Here is a 19,725-nt window from a genome sequence, read left to right as displayed (position 1 = left end):
GCGAGCGTGTCGGAGGGCCGTGGGAGCATGGGGCCGTGCCTCCCGAACCGCTCCCGTCCGCCTGGCGCGCCCGTCTCGGCGAGCTCAGCGGCTCGGAGCAGCGGCCCGAGGCCGTCGCCGGGCCGCTCACTCCGATCGGGCTGCAGTTCGAGCTGCGTCGTCTCGTGCGTCGCGCCGACGATCCGTGGCGCGCGCCGACGAGCGAGCGGGTCGGACCGAAGGACTACGACACCGCCGCCCGCGACGACCACCGGCTCGCCACGCGTCCCGTCGTCCCGGGGCGCGGCGGAGCCTGGAACCGCTCGACGCTCACCTGGAAGTCGCTGAACTTCCAGACGCACCGCCTCTCGCTCGATCCGGCCCACCAGCGCTGGTTCGCGGAGTTCGCCGCTCTGCACCGTGCGACGCGGACCGTGCACCTCGGGCAGGACCCCGACTGGATCCACCTCGACGACTACGAGAGCCCGCTGCTCTGGCGCCTGCTCGAGCAGGCTCCCTCCCTCGGGATCCCCCTCCTCGCGCCGGATCGCCGAGCCGTGCGCCTCGGCCCCGCGGCGCACGTCGCGCTCCTCGCGACCGACCGGTCCGGAGCGCTCGAGCTGCGACCGGTCCTCCGCTTCGGCGAGGAGGACCGGCCGCTCGACGAGGCGCGCCCGCTCGCCCGCCACGGCGTCTACGTCGTCGAGGGCGGGGATCCGTCCGCACTGCTCCTCGCGCCGGCCGCGGCAGCACTGGAGGACGAGGAGCTGCGTCTGCTCCGCCATCCGGAGGCGACGAGCGTGCCAGCAGAGGACGTCGACGAGTTCCTCCGCGACCACCTCCCCGCCCTGAGGGGCAGGGTCGCCGTCCGACCGAGCGGGCCGGGCGTCGCGATCGACGAGCCGGAGCCGCCGAGGCTGGTCTGCGCGGTGTCGTTCGAGCCCCGCCGCGCGGTGCGGGTGGGCTGGCGCTGGCGGCGCAGCGCGGATCGCTCGAGCGAGATCGACGGAGCGGGCACGGGGTTCCTCGAGGCGGCGATCCTTCGGCGCGCCACCGCCGTGCTCGCCGACGCCGGATCCCCGCTCGTCCCCGACCTCGCCGCCGGGGTGCTCCTGCGCGGAGCGGACGCCGCGGTGTTCGTCGTCGAGCACCTCCCGCGTCTCGAGGAGGTCGGCGGGGTCCGGGTGGAGCGCGAGGGCGTCCCGCCCGACTACCGGCTCCTGAACGGCGACCTCACCCTCACGGTGACCGCCGTCGACACCGCGGACGCCGACTGGTTCGACCTCGCCGTCATCGTCAGGATCGGCGACGTCAGCGTGCCGTTCCTCCCGCTGTTCCGCGCTCTCTCGGCCGGAGGCGACCGCGTGCGGCTCGTCGACCACTCCTACCTCTCGCTCGCCCATCCGGGTCTCGACCGCCTGCGCGAGCTGCTGAACCGCGCCGACCAGCTCGACGAGTGGGAGACGGGGCCGCGGCTCGGTCGGCACCAGACGGCGCTGTGGGAGGAGCTGGAGGAGCTCGCCGACGAGAGCGTCGCCTCGGACGCGTGGCGGCGGGTCCTGCAGCAGGCGCTGGCCGCCGGGGTGCCGGCAGACGTCGCCGCTCCCGAGAGCCTGCGCGCCGAGCTCCGTCCCTACCAGCAGGAGGGGTACTCGTGGCTCGTCCACCGCCGACGGCACGGCCTCGGCGGGATCCTCGCGGACGACATGGGCCTCGGCAAGACGCTGCAGGCCCTCGCGATGATGCTGGAAGCCGGCGAGCAGGCGCGCTCGGCGGGGGAGCGGTGCGCGCCGTTCCTGGTGGTCGCCCCGACCTCGGTAGTGCCCGGCTGGGCCTCCGAGGCGGCGCGCTTCGCTCCGGGGCTGCGCGTGCACACGGTCTCGAGCACGCGGACCGGAGTCTCGGGCGTCCCCGACGACGCCGATCTCGTGCTGACCAGCTACGCCGTCCTGCGCCTGGCAGCTCAGGAGTGGGCGGCGCGGACGTGGTCCGCCCTGGTCCTCGACGAGGCCCAGTTCGTCAAGAACCCCGCGTCGCAGACCCACCGGGCGGCTCGCTCGCTCGGCGCGCCCACCGTCCTCGCGCTGACCGGCACTCCGCTCGAGAACTCGCTCGACGAGCTCTGGGCGATCCTCGCTCTGACAGCGCCAGGCCTCCTGCCCCCGCTGCGCCGGTTCCAGGAGGAGTACACCCGGCCGATCCAGCACGCGGACGCGCCTCTCGGCATCGCGTCGCCCGACCTGTCCGAGGGCAGGACCGTCTCGCAGGAGGAGGGGGCTCGCCGCCGGCTCGAGCGCCTGCGCCGACGCGTGCGCCCGTTCCTCCTGCGCCGGACGAAGGAGGCGGTCGCACCCGAGCTGCCCGAGAAGCAGGAGCAGACGATCGAGGTGACCCTCGCGCCGGCCCACCGCGTGCTGTACGACGGCTACCTCCAGCGCGAGCGGCGCAAGCTGCTGGGCCTGGTCGAGGACCTCGACCGGCAGCGGTTCACCGTCTTCCGCTCGCTCACCCTGCTGCGGATGCTGGCGCTGGACGCCTCCCTGGTCGACTCCTCCTACCGGCACGTCCCCTCGGCCAAGCTCGACGCTCTGCTGGAGCAGCTCGACGACGTGCTGGCCGAGGGTCGGCGCGCGCTCGTGTTCAGCACCTTCACGTCGTACCTCGAGCGGGCGGCGGAGCGGCTGCGGGCGCGCGGGGTGCCGTTCGTGCAGCTCGACGGGTCGACGCGCGACCGGGCGGGAGTCGTCGAGTCGTTCCGCTCGGGCGACGCGCCGGTGTTCCTCATCAGTCTCAAGGCGGGAGGCACCGGCCTCACCCTCACGGAGGCGGACCACGTCTTCATCCTGGACCCCTGGTGGAACCCGGCGGCCGAGGCCCAGGCCGTCGATCGGGCGCACCGCATCGGGCAGCAGCGCCGGGTCAACGTCTACCGGCTGGTCGCCCTCGACACGATCGAGGAGAAGATCGTGCGGCTGAAGGAGCGCAAGGCCCGTCTCGGCGCGGCCGTCCTGGACGACGGCGAGCTGTTCGCGCAGGCGCTGACGGCCGAGGATCTGCGCGAGCTGCTGGCCGAGTAGCGAGGCGCGTTCGGCCGGAAGGGTGACAGACAGCCGCGGCACAGGGGGCGAGCGCACACTGGCCGGATGAGCTCCCGCCGACCCCGTCCCCGCCCCGACTGGGTCGTCGCACTTGAGCAGGGCGAAGGTCCCGGGCTCTTCGGTCCCGGGAGCGCGGTGTGGGCGGTCAACGGCGCGATGCCGACGATGATCGCCGGCGTCAGGGCGCTGCTGATGCAGACGCTGCACGCGGGCGCCATGGCGGGGGTTCACGACCACTCGACGTACCGCGAGGACCCGATGGGGCGGCTGGACAACACCGTCCGCTGGGTGCTGACGACGAGTTTCGGTGACCGCGCCGCCGCCACCGGGGCCGCTCGCTGGGTGACCGGCGTGCACGAGCGGATCACGGGCACCTACGAGGACGCGGCCGGCGCGGAGCGCCCCTACTCGGCTCAGGACCCGCGCCTGCTGCTCTGGGTGCACGACGCCTTCACCGACGCCTTCCTCAGCACCCACGAGATCTGGGGACGTCCGATCCCCGGCGGCCCCGACGCCTACGTGCGCGAGTGGGCCGAGTCCGGCCGTCTGCTCGGCGTGCCGAACCCGCCCGAGAGCGTCGCCGAGCTCCGGCAGCAGCTCACGGGCTTCGCGGCCGAGCTGAAGCCGGACGAGCGGGTCCGCGAGGCCGTCGGGTTCCTCCGGGACATCCGCCTCCCGGGCGAGGCCGGCGTCGTCTACCCGCTGCTCTTCGCCGGTGCCGTCGCCTCCCTCCGCCCGGAGGTCCGTCGGCTGCTCGGGCTCCGCCGCCCCTGGTGGCCGGCGATCACGGCCAACCGGCTCCTGATGCGGGGACTGGAGCTCCACCTCGGTCGCCTCTCGCCCAGTGAGCGCGCGGCGAGGACGCGCCTCGGTCGACTCGAGGAGGCGCACCGCGGCTGACGGCAGGACCCTCTGCTCCCGACTCCCGAACACCTGTCCGGGAAGTGGTAGACTGATGTCGATGACTTCCGCTCGCGTCGCCTCCCTGCACGGAGCGGGTCCCTCCTCGATGCCCACCTCGGCCGATCCTCGGGCGCGACGCACCCGCCGCCGCGTCTTCGACGCCGTCGAGCGCCTCGTGATGCACGACGCAGAGGAGCGCACCGAGGGCATCGCCGTCAGCGACATCGTCCGCGAGGCCGGGATCAGCCGCAGCTCTTTCTACGCGCACTTCGAGGACGCGGCCGCCGTCGCCTCCGCACTGCTGCGCGAGGACCTCGTCGTCGCCGAGGTCGCCGAGGGCGACGCCGAGGACCGCACCGGAGCGACGGCTCTGCGCCGCGGCTACGCGCGCCTCGTCGAGCGGCTCGTCGACCGCCACGCCTTCCACGCACGGCTGCGCGCCCGCGCCTCGGCACGCGTCGCCTCCGACGACGCCGTGCTCGACACCGTCCTGGCCCTGCACCGCGAGGTGCTCGGCCGCGTGGACGTCCCCGCGAGCGTCGACCCGGAGCTCACCGCGACCTTCGCGGCCGGCGGCGTGCTCGCCGTCGTCGGAGCGTGGCTCGCCGGCTCCCTCGACGGCACCGACGAGGAGCTCGTCGAGCAGCTCGTCGCCCTCCTTCCCCCGTGGCTGGCCGATGCGCCGCTCGGATCCCCTGTTCCTCCCACTGAAGGCCCCACGATGAAAGGCACGACATGATGACATTCGAGGTCGGCGAGACCCTGGTCTACCCGCACCACGGAGCGGTGACGATCACCGGGCTCGAGAAGCGCTCGGTCAAGGGCGTCGAGAAGACGTTCATGACGATGAACGTGCACACCAGCGAGCTCACGATCACCTTGCCCGTCGAGAACGCCGAGCTCGTCGGCGTCCGCGAGATCATCGACGACGCCGGTGTCCAGGCCGTCTACGACGTCCTGCGCAGCGACGTCGCGGAGGAGGCCAGCAACTGGTCCCGCCGCTTCAAGGCCAACCAGGAGAAGATGGCCAGCGGGAGCGTCTACCGCGTCAGCGAGGTCGTCCGCGACCTGTGGCGCCGCGAGCAGGCCGGCGGAGTCTCGGCCGGCGAGAAGCGCATGCTGCTGAAGGCCCGTCAGATCCTGGTGTCCGAGCTGTCGCTCGCGCTCAAGGGCACCGACGAGGAGGCCTCGGCCAAGCTCGACGAGGTCCTCGCCTCGGCGATCTGAGCCGTCGCCGCGGCGTGACCGGTCATTCCGTCCGGCACGCCGCGGCCACCCGCCGGGCGACCTCGTCCTGGTCAGCGCTCCCGTCGACCCGCACGAGCAGTCCCGCGTCGGCGTAGACCTCTTCGAGCGGTGCCGTCTCCTGCTCGTAGACCGAGATCCGGTGACGGATCACCTCGGCGTCGTCGTCGGCCCTCTTCTGCTGGGCGGCGCGCGAGAGCAGCCGGCCCACCACCGTGTCGGTGGCGGCGGTCAGCAGCACCACCCGCGCCAGTTCCGCACCGCGCTCTTCGAGCATCCGGTCCAGCTCGCCGACCTGGGCGAGGGTGCGGGGATAGCCGTCGAGGATGAAGCCGTCGTGCGCGTCGGCCTCGTCCAGCCGTTCGGCGACCAGAGCGTTCGTGATCTCGTCCGGCACGTACTGCCCGGCTTCGACGATCGTCCGCAGACGCCTGCCGAGGTCGGTCCCATCGGCGACGTGCGCGCGGAACAGCTCTCCTGTCGAGATCGCCGGCACGCCGAGCGAGCCGGCCAGGATCGCCGCCTGAGTGCCCTTGCCCACGCCGGGCGGCCCCATCATGATGACGCGCATCGCTCGTCCTCCCTCGCTGTCGTCAGGCGATCGTAGCCGGGCGCGCGGACCGGGCTGTGCGATTCGGAGCGCGCGTGCCACCCGTTCTAGGCTGGTGACGACGCACGGAGGAGGCGCATGACGGACGCGACGCAGGCGATCAGGGCCGCCGCCCGGCTCGCCGAGGTGCTGGTCTCGGCGGTCGCCGAGCTCGAGGCTCGCGGAGCCGAGGACCAGGCTCTGGCCGAGCTGCGGCGCCCGAGGGCGATCCTCGGCTTCCGCCGCGCACCGGTGATGGCCCCGGTGACGCGCGCCTGGCGGGTCGGCGTCCTGCTGCTCGCTCGCTCCGGCGCACTCTTCGCCACCGGCTCGGTGACGCGTGCGGTCGCACCGCTGCACGCCAACAACCAGTCGGAGTCGCAGGAGGCGCGCCGCGAGATCCGTCGCGCCGCCTTCGACGGCCCGTTCCGCGAGGGGGAGATCGTCAACTACGGCTGGCGGAGGCTGGCGCTGGACGCGGACGGGCTGCTCGCGGACCCGGAGCCGCTGGCGGTGCGCGGTGACGAGGTCATGGTGCGCTGGGCACCGGGACTCGGCGAGCAGGGGCTGATGCCGATCGAGCGCTACCTCTCGGAGCGCATCGACCTGCAGTCCGGCGCCTGAGGGGTCACTCCTCCTCGGCCACCGGGTGGAACCACGGCGGGTAGACCGCGACCCGGGGCGAGGCGGAGCTGCCCTCGAAGAGCGCCTTGACCTTGTTGCGCGTCGTCACCGACGGGACTCCGACGACCGCGATCTCCTCGAGCGGGAACCGCTCGGGCACGAGCGCCTCGGCGCTGCGGAGAGCGGGCTCGTCGACGAGCAGGCGCGCGAAGGTGCGCACCAGGGCGTCGCCCTCGGTGAAGCGGGTGAGGACGTGCGAGGCATCGCCGTCGCTGAGCACCGGAGCCGAGGCCAGCGACCCGACGAGGACGACGTACTGCGACGCGGTCGTGTCGTGCGCGCGGGGCGACCAGTGCGGAGCGACGCGCTCCCCGCGCAGATCGGCCCAGAGCGCGGCGTCGGGGGAGAGGAAGAAGGGGACGAACCCGGCGACGCTCGCTCCGTCGCGCACCTGCACGGCGCGGCGGTGCTCGCGCGTGGTCTCGGCGCTGACGTCCATCGCGGGGCGCTCGGGCAGCTGCTCGTCGGCGATGATGGCGCCCGCGGCCACGATCGCGGCCAGGTTGTCGATGTGCGTGACGTGGTAGATGCGCTGCGCGGCGATGTCGACCTTGGGCAGCGGCTTCTCGCGGGCCGTGCCCCGTGCCGCCGCTCGCGCGGTGGCCGCGCGGGAGGTCCCGGGAACGCGCGCAGGGGTGCGCGTGCGCCCGGCCGCGGGGTCGGGGGCCTTGGCGGGGGAGCAGACGTCGCAGAGCGCGATGTCGAGGCCGTGGATGCATTCGGTGGGCACGCTGGATCCTTCTGCGCACGGTCTCGGGGGGTCCGGCGCAAGGACGACGTTACGCGACCGAGGGCCCCGCGTGCCGCCCCGGCGGTGATCCGCGGTCGCCGGACGCGGACCCGCCGGGCGTTCGCCGGGTACTCGGCGACCTCGGGCGGACGGCGCGTAGCGTGGAGGGATGAAGCGCGTACCGCCCGCTGAGGGCCAGGAATCCGTCTGGGACTACCCGAGGCCCCCGCGGGTCGAGCCCACCTCCGAGCACGTGATCGTCCGCCTCGGCGGCGTGGTCGTCGCCGAGAGCCGCGAGGCGCTCCGCGTCCTCGAGACCAGCCATCCGCCCGTCTACTACCTCCCGCGAGAGGCGTTCGTCGACGGGGCGCTCGAGCCCGCGCCGGGCCGCAGCGTCTGCGAGTTCAAGGGCGCTGCGTCCTACTTGAGCGTGCGAGGGGGCTCGGCGGTGGCCGAGAGCGCCGGCTGGACCTACCCGGAGCCGAGGGCGGGCTTCGAGGAGCTGCGCGGCACGGTCGCGCTCTACCCGGGTCGGATGGACTCCTGCACGGTCGACGGCGAGACCGTCCAGCCGCAGCCGGGCGACTTCTACGGCGGCTGGATCACCTCCCGCGTCGTCGGTCCCTTCAAGGGGGCCCCGGGCACGATGTTCTGGTGATCCGCCCCGTGCGTCGTCAGCGGCGGCTGCGCACCACGTCCACCGCCGCCGCGGCGAGCGCGACCAGCGAGCCCGCGCCGAGCCAGGTGCCGACGGTCGCGGCGTCGAGCACTCCGCCGCCCGCACCGGGGGACGTCAGGTAGCCCAGTGCGGTGACTCCGCCGACGGCGCCGACCGCGACGAGCAGCGTCTGGCGGACCGCCGCCGCCACCAGGCGTCGCGTCCTGTCATCGGCGAGGACGCGGATGTTGACCGTGAGCTCCCCGTCCTCGACGGCGGCGCCGATCCGCTCGAGTCGGCGCGGGAGGCGCCGCAGGCCCGGCAGCAGCCCCAGCGCCTCGCTCGCGAGCGTGTCGCGCAGGGCGGTCGGAGCCAGGCGGTCGCGGATCTGCTCGGCGGCGAGCGCCTTCGCCTCGTCGAGCAGGTCGATCTGCGGGACGGTCGATCGGAGGGTGCCCTCGAGGACCGCTGCTCCGCGTCCCGCAGCGACGACCTCCGCGGGAACCGCCAGCCCGTACGCGGTGACGACCTTCACGAGGGCGTCCACGGTCGCGACGTCGATGCGCGCTCCTGGCCCGAGCTCGAGGGTCAGGAAGGCGCTCAGCTCCCGCCGGAACGCGTCCTCGTCCGCGCCCTCCTCGAGCGAGGCCACACCGAGCAGCGCATCCGCGAACGCGCGGTTGTCGGACTGCAGGTAGGCGATCAGCAGATCCTGGGCGCGCTCGCGCAGCTCGCGGTCCAGCCGCCCGACGGATCCGAAGTCGACGAGGGCGGCGCGGCCGTCCGGCAGCAGCAGGATGTTCCCGGGGTGCAGATCGGAGTGGTAGACGCCGTCGAGCACGACCTGCCGCACGAAGGCGCGAAGGACCGACCGCAGGGCGGGTTCGAGGACCAGGGGCGACTCCCCGCCCCTGGCGGTCACCGACGTGAGCGTCTCGCCCTCGATGAAGTCCATCACCAGCACGCGGTGGTCGGAGAGCTCCTCGACGAGCTCGGGCAGGACCAGCTCGTCGGAGCGCGGCGACCGCGCCTGCACCGCGCGCAGGGCCTGCAGGTTCAGCGCCTCCAGGCGGAAGTCGAGCTGGCGGATCAGGTCGGCGCCGTACTGCTCGGCGATCGCGCGCATCCCGAGCTGCCGAGCCTGCGGTGACGCGCGCTCGATCACCCGCACGGCGCGCAGCGCGACGTCGACGTCGCGGCGCACCTCCGGGGCGATCCCGGGGCGGAGCACCTTCACCGCGACGAGCCGTCCGCCGTGCAGGCGGGCGCGATGGACCTGGCCGATCGAGGCCGCCGCCACCGGCACCTCCTCGAACGAGGAGAAGACGCGCTCGAGCGGACCGGAGAACGCCGCCTCGAGCTCCGCCCGCACCGCGGGCCACGGGGCCGGCTCCACATCGCGCTGCAGAGCGGAGAGGGCGCTCACCCACTCCTCGGGCAGCAGATCCGATCGGGTGGAGAGCAGCTGGCCGAGCTTGACGAAGGCACCGCCCGCCTCCTCGAGAGCACTGCGGAGACCCTCCGCCTGCTCGCGGCGCAGCGCCGAGCGGGACGGCTCGGTGCCGAAGTCCAGATCCGTCCAGGGGAGCAGGCCGTTGCGCCGCGCGAGCCGCACCAGGTCGACGAAGCGCCGGCCTCGACCGACGGCCGGTCTCCCGGGCTCTCTGCCCCGCTCCGAGGCCAGCCCGAGAGTGGGGACGGTGATCCCGCGTGCGCCTGCCATGTGTCCGCCCTCCGGTGCCGACGGCACCGCCGACAGCCTGGCGCAGAGCGGTGGGCCGGTGCTGTGAGCGTCATGCCGGGTAACCTCCGCGACCCGCGGAGCACCCCCATGTCATCGTGGGGCACCCCGAGGGACGGGGCGGGAGGCGGAACGGGATGAGCGAGCGGACGGACGCCTGGGGGTTCTCGACCCGCCAGCTGCACGCGGGCACGGCCGAGGACGCGCTCCACGCCCGGCGCACCCCGATCTACCTCACGGCGGGCTTCAGCTTCGACTCGTTCGACGACGCGCGCGACCGCTTCGCCGGCGCGGACGGCTACACCTACACCAGGATCGGCAACCCGACGACGGATGCGGTCGAGCGCCGTCTCGCCGCGCTCGAGGGCGGATCCGGGGCGCTCCTCGTCGGCAGCGGCCAGGCGGCGCTCTCCGTCGCCCTGCTCGCCCTCGTCTCGGCCGGCGAGCACGTCGTCGCCGCGGCGAGCCTCTACGAGGGCACCCGGAACCTGCTCCTCGAGAACCTGGCACGCCTGGGCATCACCACGACCTTCGTCGAGGACGCCGACGACCCGCTGGCCTGGGAGGACGCGATCACCCCGCGGACCCGGGCGGTGCTCGTCGAGTCGATCCCGAATCCGCGGAACGACGTGGTGGACCTGCGGCTCGTCGCCGACGTCGCGCACCTCCACCGCGTGCCCCTCGTCGTCGACAACACCTTCGCCACCCCGTACCTGCTCCGTCCGATCGAGCACGGGGCGGACGTCGTGGTGCACTCCGCCAGCAAGTTCCTGGCGGGCCACGGCGCGGTCATCGCAGGTGCCGTCGTCGATGCGGGCCGCTTCGACTGGCGCGCCGAGGCCGCCCGGTTCCCGCACCTCGCTGTCGCCGGAACCGGCCCCGAGCGGGCGTTCCTCGACTACGCCCGCGACGTCGTCGCCGGACGGATGGGTCCGACCGTCTCCCCGCTCACCGCGTTCCTCCTCGAGCAGGGGCTCGAGACGCTGTCGCTGCGCGTACGGCACCAGTCGCGCAGCGCGCTGCGGATCGCCCAGTGGCTCGAGGCGCGGCCCGAGGTCGAGAGCGTCGACTACAGCGGACTCGCGTCCAGCCCGTCGCACGAGGTCGCCCGTCGGTACCTGCCGCGCGGACAGGGCTCGGTCTTCTCCTTCACTGTGCGAGGGGGAGAGGAGGCGGCGCGCCGCTTCACCGATGCCCTCGGTCTGTTCACGCGGATGACGCACCTCGGCGACGTGCGCTCGCTCGTCCTGCACCCCGCCAGCACGACCCACACCCAGCGCACAGTCCAGGAGCGCGAGGCGGCCGGCATCGGACCGGGCCTGCTGCGGCTCTCCATCGGCATCGAGGACGTCGAGGACCTGATCGACGACCTGGAGGCAGGTCTCCTCGCCTCGGCCGTTCCGCTCGTGCTGGCGGCGGCGTCGTGAGCCGCCTGCAGCACTTCGCGTGGTTCCTCTCCCGCGGCTTCGGACCGCAGGCGTGGGGGCGGCCGGACTGGGACTGGGACCGCCGCTGGACGGAGCCGGAGCTCTACCGGCAGAGCGCGCGCGAGCTCGAGCAGGCCGGCTTCGACCTCGTGATCATCGAGGACGCGCTGTCGCTGGGCAGTGCCGACACCCTCGACCTGCGGGTGCGCCGCGCCTACGGCGGGCCCAAGCACGATCCGCTCCTGCTCGCGCCGTACCTGTTCGAGGCGACGCGGCACCTGGGCGTCGCGCCGACCGTCAATCCGATGGCGTGGAGCCCCTATCAGGCGGCGCGCCAGTTCTCGACACTGCAGCACCTCAGCGGGGGGCGCCTCGGCATCAACGTCGTGACCGATGTGGGCAGCAGCCGCCACTTCGGCCTCGAGCCGCTGCCGCACGACCGCGCCTACGACCGGGCGCACGAGTGGCTCGACTCGATCCGCGAGCTGTGGCGCAGCTGGGACGACGGCGCGCTCCTCCAGGACGCCGCGACCGGGCTCTTCGCGGACGGCACGCGCCTGCGCCCGGTCCGCCACCGCGGGGAGCACTACTCCTTCGACGGCCCGCTGAACGCGCTGCCGTTAGAGACCGGCGAGCCCGTCGTCGTCTCCCCGGGAGGATCGCCCCGCGGCATCGACTTCGCCGGCGCGCAGTCCGACGTCCAGCTGGCGCTGGCCTCGCTGGACGTCGGAACCGTGCGCGCGTACCGGGAGCGGGCGCGCGCCGCAGCGGCCTCGCACGGGCGCGACCCCGACGATCTGACCGTCCTCTTCGTCGTGAAGCCGGTCGTCGTCTCGAGCCGGGAGGAGGCGGAGCGGCTCGTCGCCGCGTCCGCTCATCCGGACGAGTCCGCTCTGCTCGCCCTCGCCTCCGCGTACTCGAGCGACCTCGAGACAGACCTCACCGCGCTCGACCTGGATCGGCCGATCGATCCGGCCGTCTTCGGCGGGCACGTCTCGCGGGGGAGCATCTCGGGCCTCTACGGCTCGGCCGGCCCCGACGCGCCGCTGCGCGAGCTGCTGACCGCGAAGGCCAGGCTGGGGCTCGTCGCCGACCGGCGGGGTCTCGTCGGCACCGCGGAGGAGATCGCCGACTTCATCGAGGAGCTGGGCGAGGACGCCGACAACGACGGAATCGCGTTCTCGGGGGACTTCCACCCGGTGACGCTGCACCGGATGCTCGACGAGCTCGTCCCGATCCTGCGGCGCCGCGGGATCCTGCGGCGCGGGCACCCGGGCGGCGGGCTGCGGAGGAGCCTGACCCGCGTCTAATCGGCTGCGGAGCCGAGCAGACACCTGCGTGCGGCCTCGACGCCCTCGACGTCGAGAACCCATGCGGGTCGGACGAAGGTCCGAGGAGTGACGCGGAACCGCGTCTCCTCGACGCCCGCCCCGTCGGCGCCGACCGTGCGGCTGCTGCCGTTGCGCTCGTAGCCGAGCGCCGTCGACACGCGGATCGAGGCGGTGTTCCACGCCAGTGCACTGCTCTCGGCGACCTCCGCCCCGAGGTGGTCGAACGCCAGCATCAGCACGGCCGCCCGCATCTCCCGGCCGAGACCCCGGCCGTGAGCCGACAGGGTGAGCCACGAGCCGGAGGCGACGGAGCGCGTGGCCGCGAACCGGTCGGCCAGGAGGTCCTGGCAGCCGATCACGACCCCGTCCTCGATGACGGCGAACGCGACCCTCCAGGTGTCCGGCGTGGTCTCTGCGCGGAGCGACCAGTGGTAGCGGGCGAGGTTCGCGGGCAGCTCATCGGCGGGCGCCTCGGCCCACGGAGCCGGAAACGGCGAGCGCCCCGGTTCGTGGATCCCGGCGAGCGCCGCGGCCGCGAGACCGGGGAGATCCTCGTCCCGCACCGGACGCAACTCCAGCCTGGGAGTGCGCAGCACCAGATCGAACAGGGGCCAGAGAGGAGCCGCGGCGGTCATCCGACGACGCTAGCGGACCCCGATGAGGCCCGCGATCGGGCGGTACCGGTGGTGGGACTCGAACCCACAAGCCCTCTCGGACAGAGCATTTTGAGTGCCCCGCGTCTGCCATTCCGCCACACCGGCTCATCACGAGCCCGTCGAGAATACCGTAGGCTCATCGGCGTGACAGACCAGGAAACCGCGCCGACCGCACCCCGTCGGGTCGTCGTCGCCGAAGACGAATCGCTCATCCGCCTCGACATCGTGGAGATCCTCCGCGACAACGGCTTCGAGGTCGTGGGCGAGGCGGGCGACGGCGAGACCGCCGTGGCCCTCGCCACCGAGCTCCGGCCCGACCTGGTGATCATGGACGTGAAGATGCCCCAGCTGGACGGCATCTCGGCCGCCGAGCGCCTCTCGAAGGCGCACATCGCGCCGGTCGTCCTCCTCACGGCGTTCAGCCAGAAGGAGCTCGTCGAGCGGGCGAGCGAGGCGGGCGCGCTGGCCTACGTGGTCAAGCCGTTCACCCCGAACGACCTGCTGCCCGCGATCGAGATCGCCCTCTCGCGCTACGCCCAGATCCTGACCCTCGAGGCCGAGGTGGCCGACATGGTCGAGCGCTTCGAGACCCGCAAGCTCGTCGACCGGGCCAAGGGCCTGCTCAACGAGAAGATGGGCCTCACCGAGCCCGAGGCGTTCCGCTGGATCCAGAAGGCGTCGATGGACCGCCGTCTCACCATGCACGACGTCGCCCAGGCGATCATCGAGCAGCTCAGTCCGAAGAAGTAGCCGCCGGGGCGGCAGCCCCGATTACGGCCAGAGGCGGGTGCGCTCCCACGGGGAGCCGCCCGCCTCCGTCGTTCCCGGGCGGTACTCGAGGCGGACGTGGTCCTGCTCGGGCGCGGAGGAGCCCTGCCAGAACTCGATCCGCTCCGGCACGACGCGGTAGACGGCCCACTCGCGGTCGATCGTCGCCGGGGAGCAGCCGACGGCGACGCTGGTCTGCAGCGTGACGAGGCCGAAGTCGGCGGCGGTCGCCATCGGCTCGCTCTGCCGTCCGACGAGCAGCGCGGTGCGGCCCGCCTCCGATCGGCGGCGGAAGTCCTCGGCCGATTCGGCCGCGGAGCCGCGCACGATCCGTCCCTCGACGCGGACCTGACGCCCCTGCACGGGCCAGAAGAAGGTCAGTGCGGCGTGCGGGTTCTCCTCCATCTCCCGCCCCTTGGGGCTCGTGGCATGGGTGGAGAAGGCCCAGCCCTGCTCGTCGACGTTCCTCAGGACGAGCACCCGGGCGCCGACCCGGCCGTCGGCGCCGGCCGTCGAGAGGGTGGCGCCGTGGGGGAGCAGCTGGCCGGCCGTCGCGGCCTCCTGCAGCCACCGGCCGAACAGGTCGAGCGGGTCGTCCGGTGCGGCGTCGGCGTCGAAGGACGGCAGCTCGGAGGGCATGGACGGGAGGCTCTTGAGGAGGTCGCGGAAGGTCACGCAGCGAGCCTAGGCTCCGGACTGCGACACGACCGGGGCTTGCGGACGGAGCCGCGGCCGGTCGGGTCAGCGCAGGATGTTGGTGATCCGCACCGTCGAGAGGCGGCGCCCGGCCTCGTCGCGCACCACGATCTCGTGGGTCGCCAGCGTTCCCCCGAGGTGGATCGCGTCGCAGGTGGCGATGACGAAGCCGGAGCGGACCGAGCGGCTGTGGCTCGCGTTCAGCTCGATCCCCATCGCGATCCGGCCCTCGCCCGCGTGGATGTTCGCGGCGATCGAGCCCATCGACTCGGCCAGCACGACGTGCGCCCCGCCGTGCAGGATCCCGACGGGCTGGCGATTGCCCTCCACCGGCATGGAGGCGACGGAGTGCTGCGGCGAGAGCTCGTGCCAGACGATGCCCATCCGCTCGGCGAGCTCGCCCATCCCGCGGCCGATCCCGGCCACGAGGTCGATCGCGGGGGGCCGGACCCAGGAGGTGTCGAGGGGGGATGAGTCGGTCACGGATCTCCTCGTCGTCGCGTCCTGCGAGGCCCTCGACCAGCGGCTCGGAACCGTCCGGATCCGGTGTCGGAGGCGCTGTGTAGTCTTGCCGTGTGTCAGATCCGGAACAGCCTACCCTCCTGCTCGTCGACGGCCATTCCCTGGCGTTCCGGGCGTTCTACGCGCTCCCGGTCGACAGTTTCCAGACCCGCGACGGCCAGCACACAAACGCCATCCACGGCTTCCTGTCGATGCTGATCCTGCTGCTGAAGAACGAGAAGCCGACCCACCTCGGCGTCGCGTTCGACATCTCGCGCTACTCGTTCCGCACCCGCGAGTACCCCGAGTACAAGGGCACTCGCGGAGAGACCCCGCCCGAGTTCAAGGGGCAGGTCCCGCTCCTCGAGCAGGCGCTGCACGCGATGAACATCCGCACCGTCTCGAAGGAGGACTTCGAGGCCGACGACATCCTCGCCACTCTCGCGAAGCAGGGCGCGGAGGCCGGCTACCGGGTGCTCGTCGTCTCGGGTGATCGCGACACGATCCAGCTCGTCACGCCCGACGTCACCCTCCTCTACCCGTCGACGCAGGGCGTCTCGCAGCTCACCCGCTACGACCGCGACAAGGTGTTCGAGAAGTACGGCGTCGAGCCCCACCAGTACCCCGAGATCGCGGCTCTGGTCGGCGAGACGAGCGACAACCTGCCCGGGGTCGACAAGGTCGGGCCGAAGACCGCGGCGAAGTGGGTCAACCAGTACGGCACGGTCGCCGACATCATCGCCCACGCCGACGAGATCAAGGGCGTCGTCGGAGAGAAGCTGCGCGAGCAGAAGGAGAACGCCCTCCGCAACCGCAGGCTGAACCGCCTCGTCACCGACGTCGAGCTGCCGCTGGGCCCGACCGACCTCGCCCGGCAGCCCATCGATCCGGACGCGGTGCGCGAGATCTTCTCGCGCCTGGAGTTCAAGACCCTCCAGGAGCGCGTCCTCACGATCGCCGCCGACGAGGGCGTCGAGGGAGCGGCCGCCGCGCTCGCCGGCGACACCGTCACGACCGCGGCGCCCGCGGTGCGGACGATGGTCGACGAGGAGCTCGCCCACTGGCTCGACACCGTCTCCGCGAAGGGCACGACCCCCGTCGCCGTCCAGGCGCAGGTCGGCCCCGACGGCCTCGAGGGCATCGGCCTGTCGGTCGAGAAGGAGTCGGCGTTCGTCCCCTGGGCGGCCGACCGCCCCGACTACACGGGCCTCGAGCAGTGGCTGGCGAGCGACGCGCCCAAGTACTTCGCCGACGCGAAGCCGCAGGTGAAGGCGCTGCGCACCGCCGGCCTCCCGGTCGCAGGCCTGGCGTTCGACACCCGCATCGCGGCGTGGCTCCTGCAGCCCACGGGCCACGCGGCGACGCTGCCCGCGCAGGTCTCGCAGTACCTCGACGAGACGATGGCGCAGGGCGATCCGAACCAGCTCGTGCCGACCGTCGAGCCGATGAGCTCCGCGACCGAGGCGTGGTACGCGTTCCGCCTCGTCGGCGTCCTCACCGAGATGCTCGGCGAGGGCATGCTGTCGGTCCTCGTCGACATCGAGCTGCCGATCGTGCAGGTCCTCGCGACCGTCGAGCTGACCGGCGTGGCGATCGATCCCGAGGTGCTCGCGCGGCTCCGCGGAGAGCTGACCACGACGTCCGCCGACCTCGCGAGCCGCGCGTTCGCCGAGATCGGCCACGAGATGAACCTCGGCTCGCCGAAGCAGCTCCAGCAGGTCCTCTTCGAGGAGCTCGCGATGCCGAAGACCCGGGCGACGAAGACGGGCTACACGACCGACGCCTCCGCTCTCGCCGACCTGCAGGAGTCGCACCCGCACCCGTTCCTCGGCCTCCTGCTCGAGCACCGGGACGCGACCAAGCTCAAGCAGATCATCGAGACCCTCGAGAAGTCGGTGACGCCCGACCGGCGGATCCACACCAGCTACGACCAGACAGGGACGGCCACCGGCCGCATCTCCTCGAACGACCCCAACCTGCAGAACATCCCGGTGCGCAGCGAGGTCGGGCGCCGGATCCGCACCGCGTTCGTGCACAGCGACGACGCGAGCACCCTGCTCACCGCCGACTACTCGCAGATCGAGATGCGGATCATGGCGCACCTCTCGGGCGACGCCGGGCTCATCGAGGCGTTCCACAGCGGCGAGGACCTGCACCGCTTCGTCGGGTCGCGGATCTTCGGCGTCGAGCCCGGCGACGTCACCTCGGCGATGCGCAACAAGGTCAAGGCGATGTCCTACGGTCTGGCCTACGGACTCAGCGCCTTCGGCCTGTCGAAGCAGCTCCGGATCTCGAGCGCCGAGGCCAAGCAGCTGATGACCGACTACTTCGTCCGCTTCGGCGCGGTGCGCGACTACCTGCGCAGCGTCGTCGAGCAGGCGCGCGAGACGGGCTACACCGAGACGATCTTCGGCCGCCGCCGGCCGTTCCCGGACCTGCAGAGCGCCAACCGCGTGCTGCGCGACAACGCCGAGCGCGCGGCCCTGAACTCGCCGATCCAGGGCTCCGCCGCCGACATCATGAAGATCGCGATGATCGGCGTGCAGTCCGATCTCGACGAGCAGGGCCTGGGCTCGCGGATGCTCCTCCAGGTGCACGACGAGCTGATCTTCGATGTCGCCCCCGGCGAGGAGGAGGCCCTCGAGGCGGTCGTGAGGAACCGGATGGCGCACGCCGCGGATCTGTCGGTCCCGCTCGAGGTCCAGGTCGGGCACGGGGCGAACTGGGACGCCGCCGCGCACTGACGGCTCGCGACGGGCGCCCGCGCGTCCTGGCTAGGCTCGGAGCATGACTGCGAATCCCCGTGAGCCCTCCGCCGTCGACCAGGTCGCCGAGCGCTGGGTCGACACCCTCGTCGAGCTCGACCCCGCGGTGGGGACCTGGCTCGGACGGCCGGGGGGAGGCCTCGCCGATCTGTCGCCGGACGGACTCGAGCGCTCCCGTGCCGCGACGGCGGCCGCGCTGGCGGAGCTGGAGGCCGCAGCCCCCGTCGACGCCGTCGACCGCGTCACCGTCGCCGATCTCGGTGCGGAGCTCCGGCTGGCGCTCGAGGCGCACGAGGCGGGTCTGCCGCTGCGCGATCTCAACGTCATCGCCTCACCGGCGCAGGAGCTGCGCGATGTCTTCGATCTCATGCCCACCGCCGAGGTGAGCGACTGGGAGGACGTCGCCGAGCGCCTCCACGCCCTGCCCTCCGCGCTCACCGGGTACGCCGAGACCCTGCGCGAAGGCATCCGCAGGGGAGTGGTCCCCGCACGTCGCCAGGTCGGCCTCGTCGCCGAGCAGGCCGCGAAGGTCGCGGCGCCCCGCGGCTTCTTCGCCGAGCTCGCCGCCGACGCGGCGCCGGCCGAGGGATCCCTGCCCGCCTCGCTCGCCGGTCGGCTCGAGGAGGGCGCGAGGCGCGCCGCCGCCGCCTACGGCGAGCTCGAGCGATTCCTCCGCAGCGAGCTCGATCCCGCCGCGAGCGAGCAGGACGCCGTCGGCCGCGAGCACTACGCACTCCAGTCCCGCCGCTTCCTCGGAGCGGTCGTCGACCTCGACGAGACCTACGAGTGGGGGATCGAGGAGCTCGCCCGCATGACGGCCGAGCAGGAGGCGATCGCCCGGGAGATCCTGCCCGGCGCCTCGGTCGCCGAGGCCATCGCCCACCTCGACGCCGACCCGTCCCGCACGCTGCACGGCGTCGACGCCCTGCAGCGCTGGATGCAGGAGACGAGCGACCGCGCCGTCCGCGAGCTCGCGGAGACGGCGTTCGACATCCCCGAGGAGCTTCTGCGGCTCGAGTGCCTCATCGCGCCGACGCACGAGGGCGGGATCTACTACACCGGCCCGAGCGACGACTTCGCGCGCCCGGGACGGATGTGGTGGTCGGTGCCCGAGGGCGTCACCGAGTTCGCCACCTGGCGGGAGCTGACGACCGTCTACCACGAGGGCGTCCCCGGTCACCACCTGCAGGTGGGTCAGGCCGTGTACAACCGGGCGAGCCTGAACACCTGGCGGCGGCAGCTCGCCGGGAGCTCGGGTCACGCCGAGGGCTGGGCGCTCTACGCCGAGAGGCTCATGGAGGGCTTCGGCTACCTCGACGACCCGGCCGACCGCCTCGGCATGCTCGACGGCCAGCGGATGCGCGCCGCGCGCGTGGTCCTGGACATCGGCGTGCACCTGGGCAAGCGGATGCCGGGGACGGACGAGATCTGGACCGCGGAGTCGGCCCTCGCCTTCATGAGGCGGAACGTGAACATGGACGACGCGTTCATCCGCTTCGAGGTGAACCGCTACCTGGGCTGGCCGGGACAGGCGCCGTCCTACAAGGTCGGCCAGCGGATCTGGGAGCAGCTGCGCGACGACGCCGCGGCCCGCGAGGGGGACGCGTTCTCGCTCGCGGCGTTCCACCGCCGCGCCCTCGATCTCGGCGGGGTCGGCCTCGACACTCTGCGCGCGAGTCTCGCGTCCTGATCCTGTCCGGGAGTGCCGCTCCCGGATCGCTCCGAGCGGAACCGCGGGCGATTGCCACTGCGCTCCCGGGTTCGATAGGCTTGACCGTCACGTTTGTGGCGCCGCCGTGCCACGGCGTGCGAAGAGGCTCCGGGTCACGGCCCGGTCGCGTCGGAGCCGCCGCCGGACGACGGCACATCCCCTCATACACCGCGGTGGTCACCACTCGGTCGCGTCGAGAGCCGCGCCGGTGCCCGCCGCCCGATACCCATCCATCCTGGAGCA

At 72.9% G+C, this 19,725-nt stretch carries 17 protein-coding genes and 1 tRNA gene; 11 read left to right on the top strand and 7 right to left on the bottom strand.

Features of this window, described 5'->3' with window-relative positions; translation table 11 throughout:
- The first annotated feature begins 35 nt into the window (after positions 1-35).
- The 4 genes from IOC53_RS01615 to IOC53_RS01600 all read left to right on the top strand — a co-directional run bounded on the left by IOC53_RS01615 (position 36) and on the right by IOC53_RS01600 (position 5,207).
- Entirely contained in the window at positions 36-3,056 is a 3,021-nt protein-coding gene (locus IOC53_RS01615) for a DEAD/DEAH box helicase (RefSeq protein WP_207402641.1), read from the top strand.
- 66 nt (positions 3,057-3,122) lie between these two features.
- The gene (locus tag IOC53_RS01610; protein ID WP_207402640.1) at positions 3,123-3,977 is read left to right on the top strand and encodes an oxygenase MpaB family protein; all 855 of its coding nucleotides are present in this window, start codon (positions 3,123-3,125) and stop codon (positions 3,975-3,977) included.
- 61 nt (positions 3,978-4,038) lie between these two features.
- A complete protein-coding gene (locus IOC53_RS01605; RefSeq protein WP_207402639.1) occupies positions 4,039-4,719 on the top strand; it encodes a TetR/AcrR family transcriptional regulator in 681 nt (226 codons plus the stop codon).
- Positions 4,719-5,207, top strand: coding sequence for a CarD family transcriptional regulator (locus IOC53_RS01600; protein ID WP_068257183.1), 489 nt, complete (start codon positions 4,719-4,721; stop codon positions 5,205-5,207). Before IOC53_RS01605 ends, IOC53_RS01600 begins: the two co-directional genes overlap by 1 nt.
- A gap of 22 nt (positions 5,208-5,229) precedes the next feature.
- Here IOC53_RS01600 and IOC53_RS01595 read toward each other — a convergent pair whose 3' ends face one another.
- A complete protein-coding gene (locus tag IOC53_RS01595) occupies positions 5,230-5,796 on the bottom strand; it encodes an adenylate kinase (protein ID WP_207402638.1) in 567 nt (188 codons plus the stop codon).
- Between the two features lie 117 nt (positions 5,797-5,913).
- Here IOC53_RS01595 and IOC53_RS01590 point away from each other — a divergent pair, with 117 nt between their 5' ends.
- Complete coding sequence (locus IOC53_RS01590) at positions 5,914-6,438, top strand: hypothetical protein (RefSeq protein WP_207402637.1); 525 nt, start codon at positions 5,914-5,916, stop codon at positions 6,436-6,438.
- Positions 6,439-6,442: 4 nt separating this feature from the next.
- Here the strand turns inward: IOC53_RS01590 and IOC53_RS01585 are convergent, their stop codons facing one another.
- Positions 6,443-7,228, bottom strand: a complete 786-nt coding sequence (locus IOC53_RS01585; RefSeq protein WP_207402636.1) for a DarT ssDNA thymidine ADP-ribosyltransferase family protein — start codon at positions 7,226-7,228, stop codon at positions 6,443-6,445.
- 169 nt (positions 7,229-7,397) lie between these two features.
- Here IOC53_RS01585 and IOC53_RS01580 point away from each other — a divergent pair, with 169 nt between their 5' ends.
- Positions 7,398-7,886, top strand: coding sequence for a DUF427 domain-containing protein (locus tag IOC53_RS01580; protein WP_207402635.1), 489 nt, complete (start codon positions 7,398-7,400; stop codon positions 7,884-7,886).
- A 16-nt stretch (positions 7,887-7,902) separates the two neighbouring features.
- On the opposite strand, the gene IOC53_RS01575 is transcribed toward IOC53_RS01580, so the two are convergent.
- Positions 7,903-9,609 (bottom strand): AarF/ABC1/UbiB kinase family protein, encoded by a 1,707-nt coding sequence (locus IOC53_RS01575; RefSeq protein ID WP_207402634.1) that lies wholly within the window; start codon positions 9,607-9,609, stop codon positions 7,903-7,905.
- A gap of 155 nt (positions 9,610-9,764) precedes the next feature.
- Here IOC53_RS01575 and IOC53_RS01570 point away from each other — a divergent pair, with 155 nt between their 5' ends.
- On the top strand, positions 9,765-11,054 hold the full coding sequence (locus IOC53_RS01570; protein ID WP_207402633.1) for an O-acetylhomoserine aminocarboxypropyltransferase/cysteine synthase family protein: 1,290 nt from the start codon (positions 9,765-9,767) through the stop codon (positions 11,052-11,054).
- Positions 11,051-12,364 carry an NtaA/DmoA family FMN-dependent monooxygenase gene (locus tag IOC53_RS01565; protein WP_207402632.1) on the top strand — a complete coding sequence of 438 codons (1,314 nt, stop codon included), beginning with the start codon at positions 11,051-11,053 and terminating at the stop codon, positions 12,362-12,364. Before IOC53_RS01570 ends, IOC53_RS01565 begins: the two co-directional genes overlap by 4 nt.
- Here the strand turns inward: IOC53_RS01565 and IOC53_RS01560 are convergent.
- Together IOC53_RS01560 and IOC53_RS01555 are read right to left on the bottom strand one after the other, a co-directional pair.
- On the bottom strand, positions 12,361-13,020 hold the full coding sequence (locus IOC53_RS01560; RefSeq protein ID WP_207402631.1) for a GNAT family N-acetyltransferase: 660 nt from the start codon (positions 13,018-13,020) through the stop codon (positions 12,361-12,363). The two genes, IOC53_RS01565 and IOC53_RS01560, sit on opposite strands and share 4 nt — an antisense overlap.
- Positions 13,021-13,063: 43 nt before the next feature.
- Positions 13,064-13,146 (bottom strand) — tRNA-Leu (locus tag IOC53_RS01555).
- Positions 13,147-13,185: 39 nt separating this feature from the next.
- Here IOC53_RS01555 and IOC53_RS01550 point away from each other — a divergent pair.
- Complete coding sequence (locus tag IOC53_RS01550; protein ID WP_055791910.1) at positions 13,186-13,791, top strand: ANTAR domain-containing response regulator; 606 nt, start codon at positions 13,186-13,188, stop codon at positions 13,789-13,791.
- Positions 13,792-13,812: 21 nt separating this feature from the next.
- On the opposite strand, the gene IOC53_RS01545 is transcribed toward IOC53_RS01550, so the two are convergent.
- Positions 13,813-14,484 carry a pyridoxal 5'-phosphate synthase gene (locus tag IOC53_RS01545; RefSeq protein WP_207402630.1) on the bottom strand — a complete coding sequence of 224 codons (672 nt, stop codon included), beginning with the start codon at positions 14,482-14,484 and terminating at the stop codon, positions 13,813-13,815.
- A gap of 66 nt (positions 14,485-14,550) precedes the next feature.
- Complete coding sequence (locus tag IOC53_RS01540; protein WP_374070108.1) at positions 14,551-14,988, bottom strand: PaaI family thioesterase; 438 nt, start codon at positions 14,986-14,988, stop codon at positions 14,551-14,553.
- A gap of 92 nt (positions 14,989-15,080) precedes the next feature.
- Between IOC53_RS01540 and polA the strand changes: the two genes are divergently transcribed.
- The gene (polA, locus tag IOC53_RS01535) at positions 15,081-17,750 is read left to right on the top strand and encodes a DNA polymerase I (protein WP_207402629.1); all 2,670 of its coding nucleotides are present in this window, start codon (positions 15,081-15,083) and stop codon (positions 17,748-17,750) included.
- Positions 17,751-17,793: 43 nt separating this feature from the next.
- Positions 17,794-19,461: a DUF885 domain-containing protein gene (locus IOC53_RS01530; RefSeq protein ID WP_207402628.1), complete on the top strand. Its 1,668-nt coding sequence runs from the start codon at positions 17,794-17,796 to the stop codon at positions 19,459-19,461.
- Positions 19,462-19,725 lie beyond the last annotated feature (264 nt).

Source organism: Rathayibacter sp. SD072, assembly GCF_017355185.1.
In the GTDB taxonomy this organism is placed as follows: Bacteria; Actinomycetota; Actinomycetes; order Actinomycetales; family Microbacteriaceae; genus Rathayibacter.
Note: the sequence above shows the minus strand (reverse complement) of the source record. Positions and strands in the feature narration are given on the sequence as shown.

Bases quoted from the DNA above. Each gene is read 5' to 3' on its own strand.
- IOC53_RS01590 (WP_207402637.1), top strand. From the start codon at position 5,914: ATGACGGACGCGACGCAGGCGATCAGGGCCGCCGCCCGGCTCGCCGAG.
- IOC53_RS01610 (WP_207402640.1), top strand. From the start codon at position 3,123: ATGAGCTCCCGCCGACCCCGTCCCCGCCCCGACTGGGTCGTCGCACTT.
- IOC53_RS01600 (WP_068257183.1), top strand. From the start codon at position 4,719: ATGACATTCGAGGTCGGCGAGACCCTGGTCTACCCGCACCACGGAGCG.
- IOC53_RS01560 (WP_207402631.1), bottom strand. From the start codon at position 13,020: ATGACCGCCGCGGCTCCTCTCTGGCCCCTGTTCGATCTGGTGCTGCGC.
- IOC53_RS01605 (WP_207402639.1), top strand. From the start codon at position 4,039: ATGACTTCCGCTCGCGTCGCCTCCCTGCACGGAGCGGGTCCCTCCTCG.
- IOC53_RS01575 (WP_207402634.1), bottom strand. From the start codon at position 9,609: ATGGCAGGCGCACGCGGGATCACCGTCCCCACTCTCGGGCTGGCCTCG.
- IOC53_RS01595 (WP_207402638.1), bottom strand. From the start codon at position 5,796: ATGCGCGTCATCATGATGGGGCCGCCCGGCGTGGGCAAGGGCACTCAG.
- IOC53_RS01580 (WP_207402635.1), top strand. From the start codon at position 7,398: ATGAAGCGCGTACCGCCCGCTGAGGGCCAGGAATCCGTCTGGGACTAC.
- IOC53_RS01570 (WP_207402633.1), top strand. From the start codon at position 9,765: ATGAGCGAGCGGACGGACGCCTGGGGGTTCTCGACCCGCCAGCTGCAC.
- IOC53_RS01530 (WP_207402628.1), top strand. From the start codon at position 17,794: ATGACTGCGAATCCCCGTGAGCCCTCCGCCGTCGACCAGGTCGCCGAG.